This is a genomic window from Hymenobacter oligotrophus, assembly GCF_003574965.1.
Lineage (GTDB): Bacteria > Bacteroidota > Bacteroidia > Cytophagales > Hymenobacteraceae > Solirubrum > Solirubrum oligotrophum.
Genome location: NZ_CP032317.1, coordinates 2,212,930 through 2,233,359 on the forward strand (window position 1 = coordinate 2,212,930; position 20,430 = coordinate 2,233,359).

At 61.6% G+C, this 20,430-nt stretch carries 23 protein-coding genes; 11 read left to right on the plus strand and 12 right to left on the minus strand.

Features of this window, described 5'->3' with window-relative positions; all coding sequences use genetic code 11:
* The first annotated feature begins 78 nt into the window (after window positions 1–78).
* Complete coding sequence (locus D3Y59_RS09455; protein ID WP_119444833.1) at window positions 79–780, plus strand: hypothetical protein; 702 nt, start codon at window positions 79–81, stop codon at window positions 778–780.
* A 76-nt stretch (window positions 781–856) separates the two neighbouring features.
* On the opposite strand, the gene D3Y59_RS09460 is transcribed toward D3Y59_RS09455, so the two are convergent.
* Together D3Y59_RS09460 and msrB are read right to left on the minus strand one after the other, a co-directional pair.
* Window positions 857–1,207: a hypothetical protein gene (locus D3Y59_RS09460; protein ID WP_162910665.1), complete on the minus strand. Its 351-nt coding sequence runs from the start codon at window positions 1,205–1,207 to the stop codon at window positions 857–859.
* A 185-nt stretch (window positions 1,208–1,392) separates the two neighbouring features.
* A complete protein-coding gene (msrB, locus tag D3Y59_RS09465; RefSeq protein ID WP_119444835.1) occupies window positions 1,393–1,938 on the minus strand; it encodes a peptide-methionine (R)-S-oxide reductase MsrB in 546 nt (181 codons plus the stop codon).
* A gap of 176 nt (window positions 1,939–2,114) precedes the next feature.
* Here msrB and typA point away from each other — a divergent pair, with 176 nt between their 5' ends.
* The gene (typA, locus tag D3Y59_RS09470) at window positions 2,115–3,923 is read left to right on the plus strand and encodes a translational GTPase TypA (protein WP_119444836.1); all 1,809 of its coding nucleotides are present in this window, start codon (window positions 2,115–2,117) and stop codon (window positions 3,921–3,923) included.
* A gap of 85 nt (window positions 3,924–4,008) precedes the next feature.
* Here the strand turns inward: typA and D3Y59_RS09475 are convergent, their stop codons facing one another.
* Window positions 4,009–4,818 (minus strand): class I SAM-dependent methyltransferase, encoded by an 810-nt coding sequence (locus tag D3Y59_RS09475; RefSeq protein WP_162910666.1) that lies wholly within the window; start codon window positions 4,816–4,818, stop codon window positions 4,009–4,011.
* A 149-nt stretch (window positions 4,819–4,967) separates the two neighbouring features.
* Here D3Y59_RS09475 and D3Y59_RS09480 point away from each other — a divergent pair, with 149 nt between their 5' ends.
* Window positions 4,968–5,909 carry a T9SS type A sorting domain-containing protein gene (locus D3Y59_RS09480; RefSeq protein WP_119444838.1) on the plus strand — a complete coding sequence of 314 codons (942 nt, stop codon included), beginning with the start codon at window positions 4,968–4,970 and terminating at the stop codon, window positions 5,907–5,909.
* A gap of 5 nt (window positions 5,910–5,914) precedes the next feature.
* On the opposite strand, the gene D3Y59_RS09485 is transcribed toward D3Y59_RS09480, so the two are convergent.
* Complete coding sequence (locus tag D3Y59_RS09485) at window positions 5,915–6,187, minus strand: acylphosphatase (RefSeq protein ID WP_119446406.1); 273 nt, start codon at window positions 6,185–6,187, stop codon at window positions 5,915–5,917.
* 91 nt (window positions 6,188–6,278) lie between these two features.
* Between D3Y59_RS09485 and nagA the strand changes: the two genes are divergently transcribed.
* Window positions 6,279–7,412, plus strand: a complete 1,134-nt coding sequence (nagA, locus tag D3Y59_RS09490) for an N-acetylglucosamine-6-phosphate deacetylase (protein WP_119444839.1) — start codon at window positions 6,279–6,281, stop codon at window positions 7,410–7,412.
* A 12-nt stretch (window positions 7,413–7,424) separates the two neighbouring features.
* Here the strand turns inward: nagA and D3Y59_RS09495 are convergent, their stop codons facing one another.
* Complete coding sequence (locus tag D3Y59_RS09495; protein ID WP_119444840.1) at window positions 7,425–8,243, minus strand: TrmH family RNA methyltransferase; 819 nt, start codon at window positions 8,241–8,243, stop codon at window positions 7,425–7,427.
* A 121-nt stretch (window positions 8,244–8,364) separates the two neighbouring features.
* Here D3Y59_RS09495 and D3Y59_RS09500 point away from each other — a divergent pair, with 121 nt between their 5' ends.
* From D3Y59_RS09500 to D3Y59_RS09525, 6 genes are all read left to right on the plus strand, one after another.
* Complete coding sequence (locus tag D3Y59_RS09500) at window positions 8,365–9,891, plus strand: sensor histidine kinase (protein WP_119444841.1); 1,527 nt, start codon at window positions 8,365–8,367, stop codon at window positions 9,889–9,891.
* 54 nt (window positions 9,892–9,945) lie between these two features.
* Window positions 9,946–10,362 (plus strand): response regulator, encoded by a 417-nt coding sequence (locus tag D3Y59_RS09505; protein WP_119444842.1) that lies wholly within the window; start codon window positions 9,946–9,948, stop codon window positions 10,360–10,362.
* Window positions 10,363–10,716: 354 nt separating this feature from the next.
* Complete coding sequence (locus D3Y59_RS09510; RefSeq protein WP_119444843.1) at window positions 10,717–11,616, plus strand: hypothetical protein; 900 nt, start codon at window positions 10,717–10,719, stop codon at window positions 11,614–11,616.
* Between the two features lie 108 nt (window positions 11,617–11,724).
* Window positions 11,725–12,471 carry an endonuclease III domain-containing protein gene (locus D3Y59_RS09515; protein ID WP_240410323.1) on the plus strand — a complete coding sequence of 249 codons (747 nt, stop codon included), beginning with the start codon at window positions 11,725–11,727 and terminating at the stop codon, window positions 12,469–12,471.
* Between the two features lie 31 nt (window positions 12,472–12,502).
* Window positions 12,503–12,706, plus strand: a complete 204-nt coding sequence (locus D3Y59_RS09520; RefSeq protein ID WP_119444844.1) for a DUF5683 domain-containing protein — start codon at window positions 12,503–12,505, stop codon at window positions 12,704–12,706.
* 6 nt (window positions 12,707–12,712) lie between these two features.
* The gene (locus D3Y59_RS09525; RefSeq protein WP_119444845.1) at window positions 12,713–12,982 is read left to right on the plus strand and encodes a DUF167 domain-containing protein; all 270 of its coding nucleotides are present in this window, start codon (window positions 12,713–12,715) and stop codon (window positions 12,980–12,982) included.
* A 193-nt stretch (window positions 12,983–13,175) separates the two neighbouring features.
* Here D3Y59_RS09525 and D3Y59_RS09530 read toward each other — a convergent pair whose 3' ends face one another.
* The 3 genes from D3Y59_RS09530 to D3Y59_RS09540 all read right to left on the minus strand — a co-directional run bounded on the left by D3Y59_RS09530 (window position 13,176) and on the right by D3Y59_RS09540 (window position 16,774).
* Window positions 13,176–14,042 carry a M28 family peptidase gene (locus D3Y59_RS09530; RefSeq protein ID WP_119446408.1) on the minus strand — a complete coding sequence of 289 codons (867 nt, stop codon included), beginning with the start codon at window positions 14,040–14,042 and terminating at the stop codon, window positions 13,176–13,178.
* Between the two features lie 539 nt (window positions 14,043–14,581).
* Window positions 14,582–15,778: a threonine synthase gene (locus tag D3Y59_RS09535; protein WP_119444846.1), complete on the minus strand. Its 1,197-nt coding sequence runs from the start codon at window positions 15,776–15,778 to the stop codon at window positions 14,582–14,584.
* 87 nt (window positions 15,779–15,865) lie between these two features.
* Window positions 15,866–16,774, minus strand: coding sequence for a LysR family transcriptional regulator (locus tag D3Y59_RS09540; RefSeq protein ID WP_119446409.1), 909 nt, complete (start codon window positions 16,772–16,774; stop codon window positions 15,866–15,868).
* 184 nt (window positions 16,775–16,958) lie between these two features.
* Between D3Y59_RS09540 and D3Y59_RS09545 the strand changes: the two genes are divergently transcribed.
* Entirely contained in the window at window positions 16,959–17,198 is a 240-nt protein-coding gene (locus D3Y59_RS09545; RefSeq protein ID WP_119444847.1) for a YgaP family membrane protein, read from the plus strand.
* A gap of 48 nt (window positions 17,199–17,246) precedes the next feature.
* Here D3Y59_RS09545 and D3Y59_RS09550 read toward each other — a convergent pair whose 3' ends face one another.
* The 4 genes from D3Y59_RS09550 to D3Y59_RS09565 all read right to left on the minus strand — a co-directional run bounded on the left by D3Y59_RS09550 (window position 17,247) and on the right by D3Y59_RS09565 (window position 20,365).
* Window positions 17,247–17,984, minus strand: a complete 738-nt coding sequence (locus D3Y59_RS09550) for a hypothetical protein (RefSeq protein ID WP_119444848.1) — start codon at window positions 17,982–17,984, stop codon at window positions 17,247–17,249.
* Window positions 17,985–18,187: 203 nt separating this feature from the next.
* Window positions 18,188–18,709: a hypothetical protein gene (locus D3Y59_RS09555; protein WP_119444849.1), complete on the minus strand. Its 522-nt coding sequence runs from the start codon at window positions 18,707–18,709 to the stop codon at window positions 18,188–18,190.
* A 143-nt stretch (window positions 18,710–18,852) separates the two neighbouring features.
* Window positions 18,853–19,536 (minus strand): 2'-5' RNA ligase family protein, encoded by a 684-nt coding sequence (locus D3Y59_RS09560; protein WP_119444850.1) that lies wholly within the window; start codon window positions 19,534–19,536, stop codon window positions 18,853–18,855.
* A gap of 121 nt (window positions 19,537–19,657) precedes the next feature.
* On the minus strand, window positions 19,658–20,365 hold the full coding sequence (locus D3Y59_RS09565) for a hypothetical protein (RefSeq protein ID WP_205590815.1): 708 nt from the start codon (window positions 20,363–20,365) through the stop codon (window positions 19,658–19,660).
* Window positions 20,366–20,430: the final 65 nt, after the last annotated feature.

A 20,430-nucleotide genomic window follows, 5' to 3' on the forward strand; every position in this document is an offset into this window, starting at 1 on the left:
AGCAAAGACAATCTGCGTCCGATTCGCTTCCTTGGCGAAGTAGTTCGCTTGCTTCTCCACTCCTCAACCTCTACTTCTATGGCCAAAGCCGCAGCTACCCCCACGGCCGACCACACGCCCGACCAGCAGCCTACCAAGCAAAAAGACAAAGGCAACAAGAAAGACAAAGACGGCCAGAGCAAGGCCGAGCGGAAAGCCGCCAAAGCCGAGCGCAAGCAGCAGCAAAACGACGCTGCACACACCAGCATCGATTTGCCGGCCAAAAACGAGCAAGCCAAGCGCAAAAAGTCGGGCAACAAAAAAGCCCTGCGCGCCGCCGCCAAGCAAGTACAGAAAGAGCTTGACCGCCGCCTCGACGAGCTGGCCAAGCGCATTCGCAAGGAAACCAAGGCCAAGCTGCGCGAAGTGATTGAGGACGCCACCCGGCGCTTCGACGACGAAAGCGGCCAAGTGTTGCAGCAAACCCTGGAAAGCCTCTCGGAAGACGGCACTTCCGCAACCACCGCGTCAACTACTACCGACGACGTAAGCACTGCCACGGGCGGTGCCCAAACCACTGCGGCAGCGGCAAGCCAGCCTGCCGCGTCGCAGCGCAAGCCTGCGCCGCCTAGGCCCTCGCGCAGCCGCAGCGGCGCAGCGGCCACAACCGGTGCCGCTGCAGCCGCCGCGCCCAGCAACCGCTCGCGCAGCCGGGCAGCCAAGCCCGCCGCACAACCCGGCAACGCCGATGCTACGGCACCAGGCGGTACCGATGCTGCGCCGGTGCCCGGCGGCGCCTAGGTCAGCCGTTGCCAATCAGCCACGAGTGGCCCGCCAGGTAACCTTACCCGTTGCCTAGCGGGCCACTTGCGTGTTGTTAAGGGCGCGGCAGCGTATCCGTAGCCAACGTGGCGTTGCCCTGAATGCGCCGTACGCGCTCTTCCTGCGTGGTGGTATTGGGCGCGTTGGTGTTTACCGACTCGATGCGCTGGCGGCCTCCGCTGGCAGCGGCCTGCTCGCGCACTTGGGGCACGCGGCCCGGCGTGGCATCGGGTACGCTGCTGCCCGTGCCCAGGCCGCGGTTGTACGCCGCCTGGCGGTCGGCATCGGTTCGGATTTCGGTAGGGGCGCGGTCGGTTTCGAGGGCGCTATCGGCGGAGGAACAAGCCACCAAGCCAATTAAAATGAAAGCGCCTAGGTAGCTGAGCAAACGGTGTGGTGCGGGCATGTACAAAGAGCAGCCGCGTGAGTGCGCCGCCCTACCCTGCTGAACGCAGGCGCCGCCGCGAAGTTGGCCCCGCATGCGCCATTCCCAATTGGCCGCTCGGCGGTTTTCAACCCCAAAAGGTACTTGGGCAAGTTGCCGTACTGCACTTCTGGGCTTCGCCCAACTGTATGGCACCAAGCCCTAGGTTAGTTGCCGGGCCTGAACACCATGGCGGCCGAGTTCATGCAGTAGCGCAGGCCGGTGGGGCGGGGCCCGTCGTCGAACACGTGGCCAAGGTGGCCGCCGCACGCAGCGCACACAATTTCGTCGCGCTTCATGCCGTAGCTGTTGTCGCTTTGCACTTTCAGCGAGGCGGGCGTGGCCGGCGCCCAAAAGCTGGGCCACCCCGTACCCGAATCGAACTTTTCGGTGCTGCGAAAAAGCAAGTTTCCGTCGGCAGCGCAGTGGTAACTGCCGGTAGCGTGGTGGCGGTGAAATTGGTTGGCGAAGGGCCGCTCGGTGCCTTGCTGGCGCAGCACTTTGTACTGCTCGGGCGTGAGCTGCGCCCGCCATTGCGCATCGGTTTTGCGCACCCGAAACTCGTTGGGCTGGTTGGTGCGCGGCGCAGCCGTTGGGTGCGTTGCCGCGCCGCCCTGCACGGGCTTGGCTGAGGGTTGCGGCGGCGAGCAGGCGGGCAAAATGCCGCTCAACACGGCCGAAAACAGAGTTAGCGCGAGGCGGGCAAAGGGCATAGCAACGGTGCTCAAGCAGGCTGAAAATTCCCTAGGTATTTGCTGAACGCGACGCCCCCAGGGCTTGTTTGGCGTACCTACGGAGCTAAGCCACAGGGTGGTTTAAGCTCAAACCTTAAGGATAACAAGCATTTGCGGCCAACATTCCGTACCTTTGCGCCCGCAAAACCGCTCTCATGCAGAACATTCGTAACATCGCCATCATCGCGCACGTCGACCACGGCAAGACCACGCTGGTGGACAAGATTATCCACGCCTCTAAAATTTTCGGGGAACACCAGCAGTTCGACGACCTGATCCTGGACAACAACGACCTGGAGCGGGAACGTGGCATTACCATCGTTTCCAAAAACGTTTCGGTACGCTACAAGGACGTTAAAATTAACATCATCGACACCCCTGGTCACGCCGACTTTGGTGGTGAAGTAGAGCGCGTACTGAAGATGGCCGACGGCGTGCTGCTGCTCGTCGACGCCTTCGAAGGCGCCATGCCCCAAACCCGCTTCGTGCTGTCGAAAGCCATCGACCTAGGCCTGAAGCCGATTGTGGTGGTAAACAAGGTTGACAAAGAAAACTGCCGCCCCGACGAGGTGCACGAGCAGGTGTTCGACCTGATGTTCAACCTGGGCGCTACCGAAGACCAGCTGGACTTCGTAACGCTGTACGGCTCGTCGAAGCAGGGCTGGATGTCGCGCGACTGGAAGCAGAAGACCGAAGACATCACTCCGCTGCTCGACGCCATCATCGAAGTAATTCCGCCGGCTCCCTTCATCGAGGGCACGCCGCAAATGCAGGTTACCTCGCTCGACTACTCGGCTTTCGTAGGCCGTATTGCCATCGGACGCGTACACCGCGGCACCCTGAAAGAAGGCGCCAACATGAGCCTGATGAAGGCTGATGGCTCGGTGAAAAAAGTAAAGATCAAAGAACTGCAGGTGTTCGAAGGCCTCGGCAAAGCCAAAGTGGCCGAAGTGCAGGCCGGCGAAATTTGCGCCGTTACGGGCATCGAAGGCTTCGACATTGGCGACACCATCGCCGACGCCGAAAACCCCGAGGCGCTGTCGCGCATCAGCATCGACGAGCCGACGATGAACATGCTGTTCACCATTAACAACTCGCCGTTCTTTGGCAAGGAAGGCAAGTTTGTAACTTCGCGTCACTTGCGCGACCGTCTGTACAAAGAAACCGAGAAGAACCTGGCCCTGCGCGTGCAGGAAACCGACCGCGAAGACACCTTCTTGGTGTACGGCCGTGGTATCCTTCACTTGTCGGTACTCATCGAAACGATGCGCCGCGAAGGCTACGAGTTGCAGGTAGGCCAGCCGCAGGTGCTGTACAAAGAAGACGACAACGGCAACCGCCTCGAGCCCATCGAGCACCTGGTAGTTGACGTGCCCGAGGAAACAGCCGGCAAGGTTATCGAACTGGTAACCATGCGCAAAGGCGAGCTGACCATCATGGAGCCGAAAGGCGACCTGCAGCACCTGGAGTTCAACATTCCGTCGCGCGGCCTGATTGGCCTGCGCAACAACGTGCTGACAGCTACTGCTGGTGAGGCCATCATGAACCACCGCTTCCAGAGCTACGAGCCTTACAAAGGCGGTATTCCGGGCCGTATCAGCGGTTCGCTCATCTCGATGGAGGCTGGTGCGGCAACGGCTTACACGCTCGACAAAATGCAGGACCGCGGGGAGTTTTTCATCGACCCAGGCGAAGAAGTGTACGGCGGCCAGGTTATCGGCGAACATACCCGCCCGAACGACCTTACCATCAACCTGCAGAAGGGCAAGAAGCTGACGAACATGCGTGCTTCGGGCTCGGATGAAAACGTGAAGATTCAGCCCAAGCGCCAATTCTCGCTGGAAGACGCCATGGAATACATCCAGAAGGATGAATACCTGGAAGTGACCCCGAAGAGCATCCGCATGCGCAAGATTCTGCTCGACGAAAACGAGCGTCTGCGCTACGCCAAGAAAGCAGACTAACTCCTTGCTGTCGGCTGACAGCTACCCATTATTGCAAAAAGGCGCAGCTTCGGCCGCGCCTTTTTTGTTTGTTCGGTACGCGCGGCTACCGTTTGCGCAGCAGCCACACATCTTGGCTGGAGGTATTGCCTAGGCGCTGGCCCGGCACGTGTTGCAGCACCTCGGTCTGCTGCCCAAACAATTGCTGCAAATAAGCCGTCGGCTGAAACGCGCCAAACATGCGGTGGCCTTCGTTTTCGTAGCTCCGAATTACCAGTCGGCCCGCTGCAAAGCGCGCTTGTTCGGCGGGCGTGAGCACTGGCAAAAAGGCCTCGCCGTGGGTAGTAAACAGCAGCACGCCGCCGGGCTTGGTTACGCGCATCAGCTCCCGAAACCATAGCTGGTGGCCTTGCTCCGACAAATGTGTGAAAATGGAAATGCCGTATACCGCATCAAAAGTGGCTGCTTCGGCTGCCAGGGGCGGCTCGATGCCGTTCTGCAGAAATGCGGTATCGGGGCGGGCTAGGTGTTGGCGGCACCACGCCACAAACTCGGGGTTGTAATCGGTGCCGGTGTAGCGGCAGCCGTGGCCCAGCACCTCGGGCAAATGCCTAATTACGCGCCCCGGGCCGCAGCCCCAATCGAGCAGGTGGGCGTTGCGCAGCTCGAGGTGCGGCGAAAGCAAATCGCAAATCCACTGCGCGGTGTCGCGTCCGCCTTCGTAGTACTTGCGGTAGTTCAGCTGATAGGTTTCGTAAAGCGGGTAGTCGGGCGGCAAGGCCACGGCGGGGTTGGCAGCCCGAAACGCGCGGTTTTGCTGTCGGTTCTGGTACCGAACGAAGCCGTAGCGCACGAGGTCGGCGCCGTAAATCAGGCCAACGCGGCGCAGCAGATTGGACAGGAAAGCTTTGTTCATCGGTGCAATATCGCACTTCAGAAGGGCCTTGCGCCTGCGTGGCGGCCCTGCATTGCGCTTATCCATCGAAACCGTTCGGCCAAGGCAGCAACCGCATCTTGGTTACTGAATATTGCGGTATCTTCCGCCACAAACCAACTGCGCCGCTTATGCCAGTATCCCTACACTTTTCGGGGCGCCCGAAGCTTGCCGCCGCAGCAGCCACAACTGGGGGCGCACTGCTGGCGGCGTTGGGTGTGGCGCACGCGCAAACGGGCATTGTGGCCGGGCAAGTAAGCGGGTTGCAGCACCAAGTGCTGACGCCAGAGCGGGTACTGACCTCGGCCCTGACGTACGCCGGTGGCAATACCCCGCTGAACACCCGTCGGCTCGATTCGCTTGACGTGGACGCCGACGGGCGCTTTGAGGTGTTCCTGGCCACCGACGCTACCCTGCAGGCTGGCAAGTACCCCATTGCCTCGGCCGTTGTGTGGATACGCGGCGGCGAAATCCTGAAAACCCAAACAACCTTCAGGCCCACGGCCGTAGCTCTGCCCAGCGGGGCGCCCATCAAGGACAGTACTCTCCCCTTCGTGCCCGGAAGCTCCGCCCCTACCTGGGCGCCGGCCACCATCGGCGGGTACACCGACCCCGAACTGGCGCTGGCGTTGGAAGCCTCGAACCCCGGCGGCCTGCAGCAGTTGGGCGAGTGGCGCGACGGGGCTCCGCACTACGTTGGCTTTCGGTTGGGCACTGCCTCGGCGGGCTACCGCTACGGCTGGTTGCTGCTGCAGGCCTCGGTGCTGTACTCGGGCTGCACGCTTCGGGCGGCGGCGTACGCGGTGCAGCCCCGCACCGCATTGCCCGCCCAGCCAGCAGCCGAATTGGCCGCGTTTCGGGCGGGCCCTAACCCGGTGTTGCAAACCTTGCACCTGCAGGTACCAGCGGCCGGGCTGCTGCACATCCACGATGCCCTAGGTCGGCGGTACTACGGCCAGCCAACGGGGGCGGGCCCGCTGCAACTCGATGTGGCTGGCTGGCCGGCGGGCTTGTACTTCGCTTCGCTGACTACTGATAACGGCCGCGTGGTGCACCGCTTGCTGAAGCAGTAGGCCGCCTACCGTTTCACCTCGAAGCGCGCATAGCCTTGCACCACGCCGGTTTGCACCTCTACTTTATCGACGCGGGCGGCGGGCGGCCCTTGGCGGCACCACTGCTCTAGGGCACCTAGGGCGTCGGCGGGGCCTTCGGCTTCGATGGTTACGGTGCCGTCGGGCTCGTTGCGGGCGTAGCCATGCAGGCCCAGCCGGCGTGCCTCGTGCTGCGACGATTGCCGGAAAAACACGCCCTGCACGCGGCCGTGGATGCGGAAAGTGCGGTGTTCGATCATAGCTGCCAAAGCCGATAGTACGTAAGCCGCCAAAAATACTGCCGTGCCGCGGTTGCGGTTTCGGCACCCCGGCCCTAGCATCCCGAGGCACATGCGCTACGCCCTTACCAATGCCGTTTTGCACACCGGTCACGCCGAGCTGCTCCACCACGCCGTCGTTATCAGCGGCAGCAACATTGAGGCGGTGGTGCCTGCGGCCACGTTGCCAGCCGATTTGCGTACCTACGACCTAGGCGGACTGCACGTAGCGCCGGGCCTGATTGATTTGCAAGTGTATGGCACGCACGGGGCGCTGTTTTCGACGCAGCCAACCACCGCGGTGCTGGCCCGCATGCAGGAGGCGTTTTGGGAGCAAGGCACCACGCACTTTCTGGCCACCATGCCCACCAACTCGCCGGCCCTCATGCGTGAGGCCGTAGTGGCTGGCCACGCGTTTCGGGCCGAACACCCCAACGGCGGTTTGCTGGGCGTGCACCTCGAGGGGCCCTGCATCAGCCACGAGAAAAAGGGCGCCCACCAAGCCGCGTTTATTCGGGCACCCGATGCAACCGAGCTGCGCGAGTGGCTGCATGCGGGCCCGGGCACATTGCGCATGCTTACCATGGCGCCCGAAGCCGCCACGCCCGAGGCTTTGGCTTTGCTGCGCGAAGCCGGCGTGGTGCTATCGGCGGGCCATACCAACGCCACGTACGCGCAGGCTACGGCCGCTTTCGGCCAGGGCTTTGCGGCGGCCACGCACTTGTTCAACGCCATGTCGCAGCTTACGGGGCGCGAGCCGGGCGTGGTGGGCGCCGTGTACGACTGCGTTACTGCCTGCGCCAGCATCATTGCCGATGGCGTGCACTGCGATTTTGCGGCGGTGCGCATCAGCCACAAACTCATGGGCGAGCGGCTGTTTCTGATTACCGATGCCGTGGCCGAAAGCCCCGACGGCGCGTACCAGTTCCGCCACGCCGGCGACCGGTTCGTGGATCGGCAGGGCACGCTGGCGGGTTCGGCGCTTACCATGCTGCAAGCCGTGCGCAACTGCGTGCACCACGTGGGCATTCCGCTGGCCGAAAGCTTGCGCATGGCCTCCCTCTACCCTGCCCGCGTGCTGGGCCTGCAACACCACCTAGGGCTGCTAGCGCCCGGCTACCAAGCCAGCCTGTGCCTGTTCGACGACCAGCTGGAGCCGCGCGGTGCGGTGGTGGCCGGCGCGTTGCGTTTGCGCAACCCTGCCTAGGTACGCAGGGCCCTAATTGCGAGTGGCAGCCACGTCGCGCTGGCGCACGGCCTCGAAGGCAAGCACCGCCGTGGCCGTGCTCACGTTCAGCGAATCGATGTATCCGCGCATCGGAATGATAATGGTATGGTCGCAGGCGGCGATGAGCTCGGGCGTGAGGCCGTCGGCTTCGGTGCCCATCAGCAGCGCCGTGGGGCCGCGGTAGTCGAAACTGGTGTAGGGCTGGGCCGCGGGCGAAAGGGCGGCCGCGTAGGTACGAATGCCGTGCTGCCGGCACCAGCCCAGCAGCTCCTCGCGCGTGGTGGCCACCACCGGCACCGTAAACACGCAGCCAATGCTCGAGCGGATGGCGTTGGGGTTAAACAAATCGGTGCGCGGGTCGCACACAATCACGGCGTCGGCCTGGGCGGCGTCGGCCGTGCGCAGCACGGCCCCTAGGTTGCCGGGCTTCTCTACGGCCTCCAGCACCAGCAGCAGCGGGTTGGCGGGCAGGTTCAGCTCGGGCAAGCGGCGCAGCGGGGGCTTGGCCAGGGCCAGTACGCCGTCGGAGCCTTCGCGGTAAGCCACCTTCTCAAATACCGCCTTCGACACCTCAAACCACTCCGTGTTGGCTTCCAGCACTTGCCGCAACTCCAACTGTTGGGCGCGCGGCAGCAGCTCGGGGCACACAAATACGGTGGGCACCTCCACGCCTGCGGCGCGGGCAATGGTTAGCTCGCGCAGGCCCTCCACAATGGTAAGCCCCTGGGCCCGGCGCTCCGACGATTTCTGCTGCAGGCGCAGCAGGTTTTTGATGCGGGGGTTTTGCGGGCTGCTGATCGGGTCGGGCATGGTGCGGGAGCTAAGCGTGAGCCGCGCAAAGATACGGCATTGCCTACGCCACGCGGTTTTTGCCAGGCTGCGGGCCGGGGTGTGTATCTTGCATATCCCGTAGCCTACGGTATTTCCCAACATGGCCTTCAACACGAAAACCAAACTGTACATCGGCTTTTTCATCGCGGCCGGTGTGCTGCTGCTCACGGCGGTGGCTTCGTTCATCAGCACCCGGCAGCTGAGCAACCGCACCCGCTGGGTGGAGCACTCGTACCAGGTAATGCAGCAACTCAAGGACATGGAGCTGCGCATCAAGGACGCCCGCTCGGGCGTGCGCGGCTACTTGCTTACGGCCGATACCGTGTACCTAGGGCTCTACAACAAAGCCAAAGGGCAAGTATCGGTGCACCTCACCGAGGTCGATCGGCTGATGCAGGACAACCCCCAGCAGCAGCTGCGGCTCGATACCCTCCAGACCTTGGTGAGCTTGCAGATGCGCCTGCTCTCCGACCTGGCCCGCGGGCAGGGCCGCCTCTCGCGCTCGGCGCTGCAAACCCTCGTCGATACCGACCGCCAAACCATGCGCGCCGTGGAGCGCATGCTGGGCCGGGCCCGCACCCGCGAGCTTGAAATTTTGCAGGAGCGCAGCTCCGAGCAAAACACCTACGAAACCATTACGCCGGCCATTATTCTGGTATCGGCCGCGTTTGCCATTGTCATTACGCTGTGGCTTTTTTGGCGTGTAAGCGTGGAAATTACGGCCAACGAGCGCCTCCAGCGCGAGCTAACGGCCGCCAACGAGGGCATAGCACACCGCATCAGCATCATTGAGAACCTGGCCAACCAAGTAGTGCAGGGCGACTACAAGGTAAAAATAAAGGACAAGGAGCGCGACAGCCTGGGCAACCTGGCCACCTCGCTCAACCGCATGACGCAAACCCTCGACGACACCTTTACGGCTCTTGAGAAACGCAACCGCGAGCTGGACCAATTTGCCTACGTAGCCTCGCACGACCTGAAAGCCCCCCTGCGCGGCGTAAGCACGGTGGTGAAATGGATTGAGGACGAGCTCGGCCACGAGCTGTCCGACAAAATGCGCGAGTATTTCGGGCTGATGAAGGGCCGCCTCTCGCGCCTCGAAGACCTGATTAACGGCCTGTTGGCCTACGCCCGCGTGGGCCGCACCCAGCAACGCCTCGAAGAAGTAAACGTGGAGCACTTGGTGCATGAGGTAACCGATTTGGTGGTGCCCCCCACCTTCGAGCTGCGCATCGAGGGCACGCTGCCCACCCTGCTAACCGACCGCCTGAGCCTGCAACAAGTGTTTACCAACCTGCTCAGCAACGCCGTGAAATACCACCACAGCAAGCAAGGGCTTATCCGCATCGGCTGCCACGAGGCGGGCAAGCAGTACGAGTTTCGGGTGCAGGACGACGGCCCCGGCATTGCGCCCGAGTACCACGAAAAGATCTTCTTGATGTTCCAGACGCTGCGCGACCGGCACACCGCCGAAAGCACCGGCATCGGCCTGAGCATCGTCAAGAAGATTATCGACGAGCAGCGCGGCAGCATTCGGGTGGACTCGGCGGTGGGCCACGGGGCGGCGTTTGTGTTTACCTGGCCCAAGCAGCCGGTGGGCGTGGCCCTGAGCAAAGCCGAATTGTAACCCAGGCTTCGGCTGCCGTAGCTTACCTTTGCGCATTCACCACTTTGCTCGCCAATGCGTTCCGTTCTGCTAGTAGAAGACGATTTTTTCGACACGATGACCGTGCAGAAATCGTTCGAGAAATTTAGCGTGCCGCACAAACTCTACACGGCCTTCAACGGGCTCGAGGCGCTGGATTTGTTGCTGGGCCTGAACGGCGTGGAGCCCATCCGGCCGCTGCCCGAGGTGATCCTGCTCGATCTGAATATGCCCAAGATGAACGGGTTCGAGTTTCTGGCCGAGCTAAACACCCACGAGGAACTGCGCCATATTCCGGTGTTTATCACCACCACTTCCGAAATGGACATCGACCGCCTGCAGGCCGAGCAGCACAACGTGCGCGGGTACATCGTGAAGCCCATCGATTTCGAGAACACCCGCGACATGATCGACAGCATGAGCCTGCTCGAAACTTTGCTGAAGCCCGAGTAGCCTTTGTGGCAAGCCAACAACCGCGGGGCCGCCGAACTTTGGTTTGGCGGCCCCGCTGTTTTGCACGGCTGCGGAGCAAAGTGCCGCGCCACAAATCCGGGTCTGGGGGCCGTTTGGGCGTACCTTGGCATCGGGGTGAGCGTCAATCACGTATGGCTTTAAAAAGGCAATTGGCCGGCGGAACGAGTTGCCGTGCTGTTGTGGTTTTGAAAAACACGGGGTCCTGGCCGATTTTTTGCGGCATCTTGGCTTCGGCATTACTTTTCGGCCGGGCGGCGCGGCGCTTCGTCAGCCACCGCCCCCGACCCGAACGCTTCCCAACGGTTTCAACCTGTTCGTTCACGCCCTCCACTCATGAACCTTCGTTCGATGTTGCTCGCCGCCGGCCTTGCCGGCGCCTCCGCGGCTCCTGCCGTGGCGCAGGATGCCCCGCGCCAGCTGAGCACGCCTCCCACCGTGGCCGACACCGCGCGCCAAAGCGTAGCGGCGCCGGCCCAAGCGCAGCCGGCGCCGGCCCAGGCTGCGCCGCCTCAGCAAGCTCCGCAACCGCGCTACCGCATCGGCCTGAAATCGGGGCAGGTGTACGCCGCCGACGATGTGGAAATGCGCCAGCCCGTAATCGGCCGCTCGTACCTGCTGCTCAACGGCCAGCAACGCTTCGATCTGGACCAGATCAAGTTTTACCAGGACGAGACGGGCCACTACATCCGCACCAACTTGCCGGGCTCGCGCCGCGAGGCCACGCTGCGCCGCGAAAAGCAGGGCCGCATCAGTACCTACTCCATTACCTCGCAGCAGTGGGCGCCGGGCGGCATGGGCCCCTGGGGCTACGGGCCCTACGGCTACGGCATGGGCCGCTACGGCTTTGGCAGCCCCTGGGGCATGGCTGGCTACCCCTACGGCGGCGGCTACCGCACCGTCAAAACCGAGTACTTCAGCAAGGATGGTGGCCCGATTCAGGACATGAACTTCCGGAACCTGAGCGTGGCGCTTTCCGATAACCCCGGCAGCGCCGAGCTGCTGCGCGATGCCGCCCGCCTCAAGCGCATCAGCACAGCGGGCTACATTGTGGGCGGTGGCATGTTGGTGGCCGGTATGCTGAACACCTTTAGCGGCAACGCCCAGCGCATTTCGCCGCTGGTGTTCATTTCGGTGCCGGTGCTGCTGGTGCCCACGCTGGTGGGCGGCTCGCAGGCCAACAAGCTGAAGCAGGCCGTGCAGATGTACAACTACAACGGGGCCGCTACGCGCTAACGCGCAGCCCCTGCTCCTTACCCCGCCAAGGCCGGCTCCCACCTAGGGGCCGGCCTTGTTTTTGGCGGTGCCCCAACCGCGCAGCCGGCTCTTGCGTTTGCCAGGGTTGTGTCTGCCGCCCTACCCACTCCCGATCCCGACTTTCCCCACCGCCAAGCGCTGGCTATGCTGGCGCACGAGCGGCTATGCCAGCTCTACGGGGCGCCGTTTCGGTTTTTCAGCGTTAAAGACCCCATGAGCGAGCTGGTTAGTGCCGTCCTGTCGCACCGCACCCGCAACCAGGATTCGCACCGCGCCTACCAGCAACTGCGCGCCCGCTTTGCCACCTGGCCCGAGGTGCGCGATGCCCCCACGGCCGAAGTGGAAGAAGCCATTAGCCCCTGCACGTGGCCCGAGCAAAAAGCCCCTCGCATACAAGCCATTTTGCGCGAGCTAACCGAACGGCTCGATGGACAACTGACACTCGAGTTCCTGGCCGATTTGCCCGTGCCTGAGGCCCGCGCCTGGCTCGAAACCCTGCCCGGCGTGGGGCCCAAAACCAGTGCGGCTACGTTGCTTTTTAGCACATTGCGCCGCCCGGCCATGCCCGTCGATAGCCACCACCACCGCGTGGCGCAGCGCCTAGGGCTGATTGGCCCCAAGGTAGGCACGGAGGCCTCGCATGCCCTGCTCGAAGCGTTGTTGCCGCCTGGTTGGGATGCGCAGCAAGTTTACGACCACCACGAAGCCCTGATGTTTCATGGGCAGAAGTGCTGCTACCACCGCTCGCCCGCCTGCGGCCGCTGCGTGTTGCTTGATGTGTGCCCCACCGGCCAGCAGCTGCGGGGCAACACTTTGGTGGTGCCGGCTGCGTAAGCGTACCTATCACCTTCTCTCCTCTTCAGCCATGAAAACTACTTACGGCATGCCGGCGTTGCTGTCGGCCATATTCCCCGGTTTGGGCCAGCTCATCAAAGGCCAACTACTCAAGGCCGTTGTTATTTGGGTAATCAGCGGCGTGGTGGGCTTTTTGCTTTGGTGGACGATAATTGTTCCTTTTGCCGTGTGGGCCTGGAACGTGTACGACGCCTACAACTCGCCCACCACGTAGCCCGGCATGGCCACCCTGCACCTCAAAGCCAAACCCAACGCCCGCCACAACGCCGTTGTAATTGCCGCCGATGGCAGCGTTACCATTCGGCTGAATGCCCCGGCGCAGGATGGCAAAGCCAACGACTGCCTGCTGCGGTTTTTGGCCGAGGTGCTGGCCCAGCCCCGCAGCAGTCTTACATTGCTCAGCGGCCACACGGCGCCGTTCAAGCGGGTTGAGGTGCCCGGCCTTTCCGACCTGGAGCTGCGCCGGGCCCTGGTTGCCCTCGCGCACTAGGCACGCCACCACCTAGGCCTGGGTTTGCTGTTCCTGGTGCTGCAAGCCTTTGGCCTCGAGGGGCGCGCACTTTGATTCTTTCTGTATCAGACCGACTCCTTGCGGTACGTGTAGCCCTACGCCTCATAGTTGGGCTTGCTGCCTGTCAGGGCCCTAGGTTGCTGCGCGGTTTGCAGCACCTAGGGCATTTTCTTTACAGCTTCAGCACGGCGTTCAGCACGCCGTTTACTACTTCGGCCATGCGGCGGAAGTCAAGCGTGTCGATGGTGTCGCCGGTTTCGTGGTAGTTGGGGTTGCGCAAAAAGGCCGTGTCGTTAATCATCACGGCATTCCAGCCGTAGGGCCAGTAGTTGCGCTGATCGGACAAGCCCGCCAGGCCCGCTTTGGCCGACAGGTTGATGCGTTGCACATCCACATCGGCGGTGGCTCGCATCAGCTGCTGCACGCGCTGCGTGAACAGCTCCTGCCCATCGCGGCCCACCACCGTAATAAAGTTGCCCGTATTGGGGTACAGCTCGGCTAAGTGTTCGGTGGGGAAGCGCTGCGAACCGGGCTCGTCGCGGAAGTAGCCGATCATCTCGTAGCAAATCATGGCGCGTACGGCCACGCCCGCATCGTGCAAGGATTTGGCGTGCACGGCGCTGCCCATGTACTCCGAGGCGAAGTACGGCGGCTCTTCGTTGGGGTAGGCCACTAGGTCGATGCGGCGGTCGGCGGGTAGCTCGGCTTGCATGTGCTGCAGCAGGCGCGCGGTTTCGAGCAGGCCTGCCACGGCCGAGGCATTGTCGTCGGCGCCGGGTTGCTCTCCAAACACATCGTAATGGGCTCCTACTACGATGCGCTCGGCATCGGCGGGGCCAAAAGTGGCGATGATGTTGCGGTACTGCCGGCCATCGGCCTTAAAAGGCTGTTCCTCCACGGGGCAGCCCAGCTTTTCAAACTCCGCCCGAATGTAGTCGGCCGCTTGGTTGAGCGAACCGAGGTTGCGGTAGTTGCGGGCAGGCTGCAGCGAGGTCAGAAATTCGACATCGGCGTAGAGCCGCTCTTGGTTGGCGCGCATAGGTGCGTTGGCTTGGTTGCTGGCAGGTTGGCTATACGGCAAAGAACCACTCCGTAGCTTACCAAACAACCATACGGCCGAGCCCAAGGCAAGTAAAACCAGCATCAGCCGCCCCGAAACACGCATTGCCAAACCAGGTTTTTAATGGCGTATAGCTTGTGCAGCTGCCTAGCTAGGCTCTCACATCTGTCATCCTGAGGTGCCGGCCGAAGGACCTTCTCACGGCAGAAAAATTAAAGAAGAACGTCCTGCCGAGCTTGTCGAGACAACTCGCGTGCTGACGCTAGATAGAAAGTACTATCTGGCAAGATGTCTCGACAAGCTCGACATGACCGCTCTAAATTGATGGCGACGAAGCACGCGAGATGCTCGACAAGCTCGACATGCCAGGTACGCGGATGCAGACGAAGCGGTAGAGATGCTTAGGCAAGCGGACGCCAGATGTGGCATGACGTTCATTATGCGTTTGTGCTGGCGTAATGAAGGTCCTTCGGCCGGCGCCTCAGGATGACAGGCGAGCTAGAATAGAATCGGCGTCGTTAGTAACGGCCTTCTACGTTATCGAGGTACTTCTGGCCCGAGCCGGTGTTCAGCAGCAGCACTTGCTCGCCGGCGCGTAGCCAGCCGCTGGCCAGCAGTTTGCGGGTGGCCATCCATACGGCGGCGCCTTCGGGCGCTACAAACAAGCCTTCGGTGCGGCCTAGCTCGCGCATGCCTTCTACCATTTCGTCGTCGCTGATGCTCATGGCCGTGCCGCTCGACTGCTCGAGCACTTGCAGCATCAGGGCTTCGCCTAGGGGGCGCGGCACCGCCAAGCCGTTGGCAATGGTGGGTTTGCCGTTGTAGTGCTGGCAGTTGGGCTGGTTGCCGGCTATGGTTTCGATCAGCGGGCAGCAGTTGGTGGCTTGCACGGCTACCATGCGTGGCAGCTTGGCATCGGCCGTTAGCCAACCTAGGGCTTTCATTTCCTCAAATGCCTTCCAGATGCCGATAAGGCCGGTGCCGCCGCCTGCAGGGTACACTATCACATCGGGCAGTTGCCACTGCAGCTGCTCGGCAATTTCGTAACCCATGGTTTTTTTGCCTTCTAGCCGGTAGGGCTCTTTTAGCGTCGAGACGTCGAGCAAACGGCCATCGGCGTTGAGCTGCCGCACGTGGGCTGCGCAATCGTTGATGAGGCCATCGACTAGCCGCACATCGGCACCGTACCAGTAGCACTCCTCGCGAAAGGCTTTGGGCGTATGACGCGGCATTACTACCGTAGCGGGCAGGCCGGCTTTGGCGCAGTAGGCCGCCATGGCTACGCCGGCGTTGCCAGCCGTTGGAATGATGCAGCCCTCGGCCCCAAGTTCCTTGGCTTTGGATATGGCCATGCTCAGGCCGCGGGCCTTAAAGGAGCCCGTTGGGTTCTGGCCTTCGTCTTTCAGCAGCAACGACGCCAAGCCGTAGCGGGCCCCTAGATTGCGCAGCGTAAGCAGCGGCGTGAACCCTTCGCCCAGGCTCACCATGTTGGCATCGTCGAGCAGCGGTAGCACCTCGCGGTAGCGCCACATGGTGGCCGGGCGCGCAGCCAGGGCCTCTTTGCTTAGCGAACCTCTCTCGAGCGTGTAGCGGGCCAGCAGCGGCGCAGCGCAGCACTCAGCCACGGTTTGGGGGGAAAACGCCGAATGCGGCGCGTGGCAGCGCGAGCACACCAGCTCGCTTACACGACTAAGAGGTTCGGTGATGGTGGCCATGGCTCGGGTTTAGGGTGAAAACTGCCCAAAGAACGCTGCCGACCCCGTCAATGGTTATGCCCGATGAGCATGGTATTTTCGCATGGGTTATTCCGCTTTAGAATAATACCGCAGTGCGAACTGCATAAAGTCTTTGAAGGGAGAGTTGTTTTCGGTGCCCCGCCGTTGCACAAATTCGAAATGCCGACGCAGCTGCAAGTCAGCCACTTTCACCTCGGCTAGCTCGCCGGCGGCCAGTTCTTTCACCACGGCTTGCCTAGGCAAAAAAGCCAGTACGCTTGGGTCAACGCGCACAAAGTTCTTCAGGGCCTCGGTGCCACCTAGGCGCACTTTCACGTGCAAATCGCCGAGCCGGATGCGCTGCGCCAGCAAGGCTTGCTCTACCACCGCCAGCGTGCCCGAGCCCGGCTCGCGCAGGGCCAATGGTACGTGGTAGAGGTCGGTAAGGGCTAGCTTGCGCCCTTGCAGTGGGTTTTTGGCCGAGCATACGGCCACTACGTCGTCGGAGAGCAGCGGCGTGTACGTAACATTGCTTACGCGATGAATCCCCTCGATTACCCCTAGGTCGATTTCGTGCTCGAGCAAGGCTTTGAGGATGTTCTCGCTGTTGCGGTTTTTGAGCGTAAGCTGCACGTGCGGGTGGTGCCCTAGGTAAGCCGACAGCACCGGCGGCAGCACGTACAGCGAAATGGTGGTGCTGGCCCCAATCACCATCCGGATGTCGGGCGTGAAGCGCGGGCTGAGGTCGGCCATTGCCTGGTGCAGCTCGGTTTGCAGCTGCTGCACCTGCAGAAGTTTTTGGTAGAGCAGCTGACCGGCCGCCGTAAGCGCCACAGCGTTGCCCAAACGCTCAAACAAGCCCGTTTTGTAGTGCTCCTCCAAGGCTTTTACTTGCTTGCTCACCGCCGATTGGCTGATGAACAGGCTTTGGCTGGCCTTGGTGAAGCTGAGGCGCCGGGCCACTTCCAGAAATACCTCGTGTTGGTGCGAAAGCATGGCCGGAAGGTACAACCAGGCTGCCAAGTAGCTACTTCGTCCCGCGCTGCTGGCCTGCCCTGAGGCGGCCAACTGAACTATACCAACAGCGTTTGCACGTTCGCAAATTTTGTAACGCAACTCATTACCAATTGGCCTTTATCGGGTGTTACTTATAAGCACCATCCGCCAAACCGCCCGAGCTATGCGTTGCAACCTAGGCATGCCCGACCGCCTTATTCGCCTGCTGTTTGCCCTGATGCTGGGCGCCGAGTTGCTGCTCGAAGGGCAAAGCCCCGATATGCTGGCCCTGCTGGCCGCGCTGTCGGCGGGCTTGCTGGTTACGGGCCTGAGCGGATTCAGCCCGCTGTACGCCCTGCTGGGCCTTTCTACGCGCGATTTGCTGCGCAACAAACCCCCGAAAGCGCGGCGTTTCAGCGCGTAGCCCTAGGTGGCCTGCGATTGTTTGCACCCAAGCAGCCAAAGGCAGCGGCTACGGCTGGGTTGGTGCGTTGGGTGCGGGAGCAGCCGCCTGTTGGCGCGCTACCGGGCCCGAGCCCGGCCAGTGCGGCCGCAGCGAGTTGGCGTAGTCGACGAGCAGGGCCAGCTGGCGGGCATCGGTAAAGCGCAAGTTGTGCCGGCGGGCGTAGGCAACTATGGCGTTGGCTTCGCGGGCAAAGTAGGCCAGCACATCGTGCTTGGGGCGGTGCAAGCGCAGCACGCGGCCATCGGGGGTACCCAAAAAGTACTTCTCGGCCGGCGCGTAGTAGTGGTCGTTGAGGGGCCGCCCCGCCGCATTGGCCACGCCCCAAAACGACGGCTCGGCCCAAGGCGCCCGCCGCAGTACCAAGGTGCAGCGCCGGTACAGCGTTACGGGGCCGCTGCTCATCAGCTCAAAAAAAGCGGGGCACCCGCCCGCGGCGTTGGGTAAGTCGCGGGTCCAGCGGTGCACCAAAAACAGGCGTGCCCGGTCGTAGCCAAACCAGGGGCGGCCGCCCCGGCCGTTGCGCATGGCCCGGGGTTGCAAGCCCGCCGTGGCCGTTGCGGGGAGTTGCCCATCGCCGCGCACGGCAAAGGCGCGTACCTCGCCAGCGGGTATGGTGCGCACGCGCCCGTCGGGCATTTTTAGCAAGAGCAAGTCGCGGTCGAAGTGCAGCGCAAGCGGGCCGCGGAGGGTGTCGCCGGAATTCAGCACCACGGTGCTGTGGGCAAACTGCTGTGCCTTGGGCATCGGTTGGGCAGCCCCCTGCAGCGGCAAGCTCCCCACCAACGCCCCGGCACAAATTGCGAGTACTAGGCGGTGCGTTTTCATGCCGGAATGACTCGGCACCCCTCCTAGCGCTGCACCAAACAGTTGGCTACAAGCAAATTATTTTACGAATCTTTTCGTAGTTATACTACCTCCAAATTTTCCATCGGAGCATTCCCAGGCGGCTATAATTTTGCCGGCACGCTGGCCTTCACGCTGTCGAGCTTGCTAGCCCAGCGTTGCTTTTCTTCGCTGTTGAGGATGGTAAACGCCTTTTGGGTTTTGGCGTCGTTGGGGGCCAGGGCCTGGGCCGTGCGCAAGTAGTGCTTGGCCGAGTCGAGGCGCTGTGTCCAGATGTAGTTGATGCCGATGTTGCGCATTACGGCCGCCTTGTCGTAGCCGTGGCGCAGGGCCGTCCGGAAGCTGGTGCTCGATTTGGCGTATTCCTTTTGGTTGGCTTCGGCCACGCCAATTTTGTAGTGCAGTTCGGCGTCGGCGGGGTTTTCCTGCGCCAGCTTGTACAGCTTGGGCAAGGCCTCGGCGTAGGCGTGCTTCTCGAACAACGCGTTGGCCTCTTGCCGGGCCGGTGTAGCAGCGGCCGGGTTTGCCGACGCGGCGGTTTGCTTAGGAGCTTGGTTGCACGAAGCCGTGGCCAGGGCCGCGGCACCAGCTAGCAACAAGCTGGTGCGAAAAGCGAAAAAGCGCATTATGGTTTGGTTGTGGTGGATGGAGCAAGGCGGGCAGCTGCTTTGGCAATGCCCAGAGCGGCCGCCCGCCTGGCAAATTAGCACGCGCCGCCGGTAAACCACGCGCCTGCGTGCATTCTGTGGCCGGGGCGGGCCTGCCCAAGCTAGCCCAAAGCAAACCTACCTAGGCACTGCACTACCCGTGCCCGGTGGTACCAGTCGTTGCACACCAGCTCGGCGTGCTGCACCTGCATCGTGCCGAAAGCGTGCTGTCGGTATTGCTGCAGCAACTCCACAAACCGCAGCGGCTCGCGCAACGGCGCCCGAAACCGCGCTACCGTGCTGTGGGCGGTTTGCAGCACGTAGCGTTTGTCGATGGTTTGCGGCAAGGCCGAAGCCCGGAAGGCAGTGCGTAGGTTGCCCCTCAACTCCTGCAGTGCTGCGGACCTAGGGAAGCCTTGCACCATTACCGTAGCGGCCGAGGCAGTGATGCCGGCGAAATTAATGGTAAATGGCTGGGCTACTGGCAGCACGCTCGCCAGCAGTTGCTTGTATGCGCTTGGGTTTATTTGGCTTAGAGCAAAGCCCTCGTAGCAGGAAATGAGCGTCAGCAGCGTGACGTGCATATCCGAGGGCGGATAATAGTATTGCTCGGGTTCGAGGCGGCGCAGTTGTTCCACGAACTCGGCCATGCGGTGCTTTACTTCCGCTGTAGGGCGAATGACCAAGGTGAGACCTAGGCGATGGTCGTTGGGGTCGTCGAGCAGTGGGTCTGTGGCCAGGCTGTTGCTTGCTAACTTAGGCAAAGCTTCCTGCCACATGGCAGCGTAATGATCGGCTAAGGTCATGAATAGCCAGGAGGTATACCAAGGAAAAGTCAGACATAGCTGTTAGAGCTAACGGCATAAGTTTAGCTCGGCGTGGCTCACCGCAAAACTCAATAGCAATGCCCCGCAGATATATTTTCCTTTAGTAGTCCACCTCTTTGTCACAGGCCAAGCAATCGAAGCGGATCGACTCAAGTTTACCTTCGCTTAGTTCGTAAATGTGCCTTGGATTGTCTATGCAGGGCTCAAGAACAACGAATTTGATCTTCTGCTGTAGCCCTGCATCTATGGCTGTCAGGAACGTTGAGTAGAATTGATTAGCCGACATTCCGACCTTGACCTTGTTAGTTAATGCCACAGTGCTGTCTCTCAATTCGCCTTTAATTATGTAGGAGCCCCAGTAGCTATCAGGCGAATCATCTTTGGCGAAGAAGAGCAACAGCCTATCTTTTCCTTTTATCAAACTGTGATACGTAGAGGCCTCACCATCTCTTAGGCGGGTTACCTGCTTATTGACTTTGAATCCTTTTAGCAGCGATTTACCGAGCATGGATTCATCCTTGATGTTTCCAAAAGGGTAATAAACAAACTCAGCACAGGTTACCAGGAACAAGGTATCAGCCGAAACCCAAGCGGAATCATTGAACTCGAAAGACTTTTTGGGTTTAAGCCATCCGCTGCTCAGCTTATAAGCGCCTGCTGTGTCCGTAAGCATAGTCGATTCCGCTGTTCGCTTGCCGAACGTGTGTTTACCGGTATCACCCTGCTGGCCTTGCTTGCCGCAGGAGGCCATAAACAAGGCCGCAAAGACACCATACCATTTGATGAAGCCCTGTGGATTATCAATCACGATCATACAATATTTGAGCACGGCGCATTAGTTAAGCTTTGCAAATAGTAGCCTGACTGACGCTT

What these genes read in the sequence shown, in the direction of transcription:
- D3Y59_RS09510 (WP_119444843.1), top strand. Translation starts at nt 10,717, where the DNA reads ATGAACCTTCGTTCGATGTTGCTCGCCGCCGGCCTTGCCGGCGCCTCC.
- D3Y59_RS09525 (WP_119444845.1), top strand. Translation starts at nt 12,713, where the DNA reads ATGGCCACCCTGCACCTCAAAGCCAAACCCAACGCCCGCCACAACGCC.
- D3Y59_RS09500 (WP_119444841.1), top strand. Translation starts at nt 8,365, where the DNA reads ATGGCCTTCAACACGAAAACCAAACTGTACATCGGCTTTTTCATCGCG.
- nagA (WP_119444839.1), top strand. Translation starts at nt 6,279, where the DNA reads ATGCGCTACGCCCTTACCAATGCCGTTTTGCACACCGGTCACGCCGAG.
- D3Y59_RS09535 (WP_119444846.1), bottom strand. Translation starts at nt 15,778, where the DNA reads ATGGCCACCATCACCGAACCTCTTAGTCGTGTAAGCGAGCTGGTGTGC.
- D3Y59_RS09540 (WP_119446409.1), bottom strand. Translation starts at nt 16,774, where the DNA reads ATGCTTTCGCACCAACACGAGGTATTTCTGGAAGTGGCCCGGCGCCTC.
- typA (WP_119444836.1), top strand. Translation starts at nt 2,115, where the DNA reads ATGCAGAACATTCGTAACATCGCCATCATCGCGCACGTCGACCACGGC.
- D3Y59_RS09530 (WP_119446408.1), bottom strand. Translation starts at nt 14,042, where the DNA reads ATGCGCGCCAACCAAGAGCGGCTCTACGCCGATGTCGAATTTCTGACC.
- D3Y59_RS09550 (WP_119444848.1), bottom strand. Translation starts at nt 17,984, where the DNA reads ATGCCCAAGGCACAGCAGTTTGCCCACAGCACCGTGGTGCTGAATTCC.
- D3Y59_RS09455 (WP_119444833.1), top strand. Translation starts at nt 79, where the DNA reads ATGGCCAAAGCCGCAGCTACCCCCACGGCCGACCACACGCCCGACCAG.
- D3Y59_RS09475 (WP_162910666.1), bottom strand. Translation starts at nt 4,818, where the DNA reads ATGAACAAAGCTTTCCTGTCCAATCTGCTGCGCCGCGTTGGCCTGATT.
- D3Y59_RS09460 (WP_162910665.1), bottom strand. Translation starts at nt 1,207, where the DNA reads ATGCCCGCACCACACCGTTTGCTCAGCTACCTAGGCGCTTTCATTTTA.
- D3Y59_RS09480 (WP_119444838.1), top strand. Translation starts at nt 4,968, where the DNA reads ATGCCAGTATCCCTACACTTTTCGGGGCGCCCGAAGCTTGCCGCCGCA.
- D3Y59_RS09555 (WP_119444849.1), bottom strand. Translation starts at nt 18,709, where the DNA reads ATGCGCTTTTTCGCTTTTCGCACCAGCTTGTTGCTAGCTGGTGCCGCG.
- msrB (WP_119444835.1), bottom strand. Translation starts at nt 1,938, where the DNA reads ATGCCCTTTGCCCGCCTCGCGCTAACTCTGTTTTCGGCCGTGTTGAGC.
- D3Y59_RS09495 (WP_119444840.1), bottom strand. Translation starts at nt 8,243, where the DNA reads ATGCCCGACCCGATCAGCAGCCCGCAAAACCCCCGCATCAAAAACCTG.
- D3Y59_RS09505 (WP_119444842.1), top strand. Translation starts at nt 9,946, where the DNA reads ATGCGTTCCGTTCTGCTAGTAGAAGACGATTTTTTCGACACGATGACC.
- D3Y59_RS09485 (WP_119446406.1), bottom strand. Translation starts at nt 6,187, where the DNA reads ATGATCGAACACCGCACTTTCCGCATCCACGGCCGCGTGCAGGGCGTG.
- D3Y59_RS09545 (WP_119444847.1), top strand. Translation starts at nt 16,959, where the DNA reads ATGCGTTGCAACCTAGGCATGCCCGACCGCCTTATTCGCCTGCTGTTT.
- D3Y59_RS09560 (WP_119444850.1), bottom strand. Translation starts at nt 19,536, where the DNA reads ATGACCTTAGCCGATCATTACGCTGCCATGTGGCAGGAAGCTTTGCCT.
- D3Y59_RS09520 (WP_119444844.1), top strand. Translation starts at nt 12,503, where the DNA reads ATGAAAACTACTTACGGCATGCCGGCGTTGCTGTCGGCCATATTCCCC.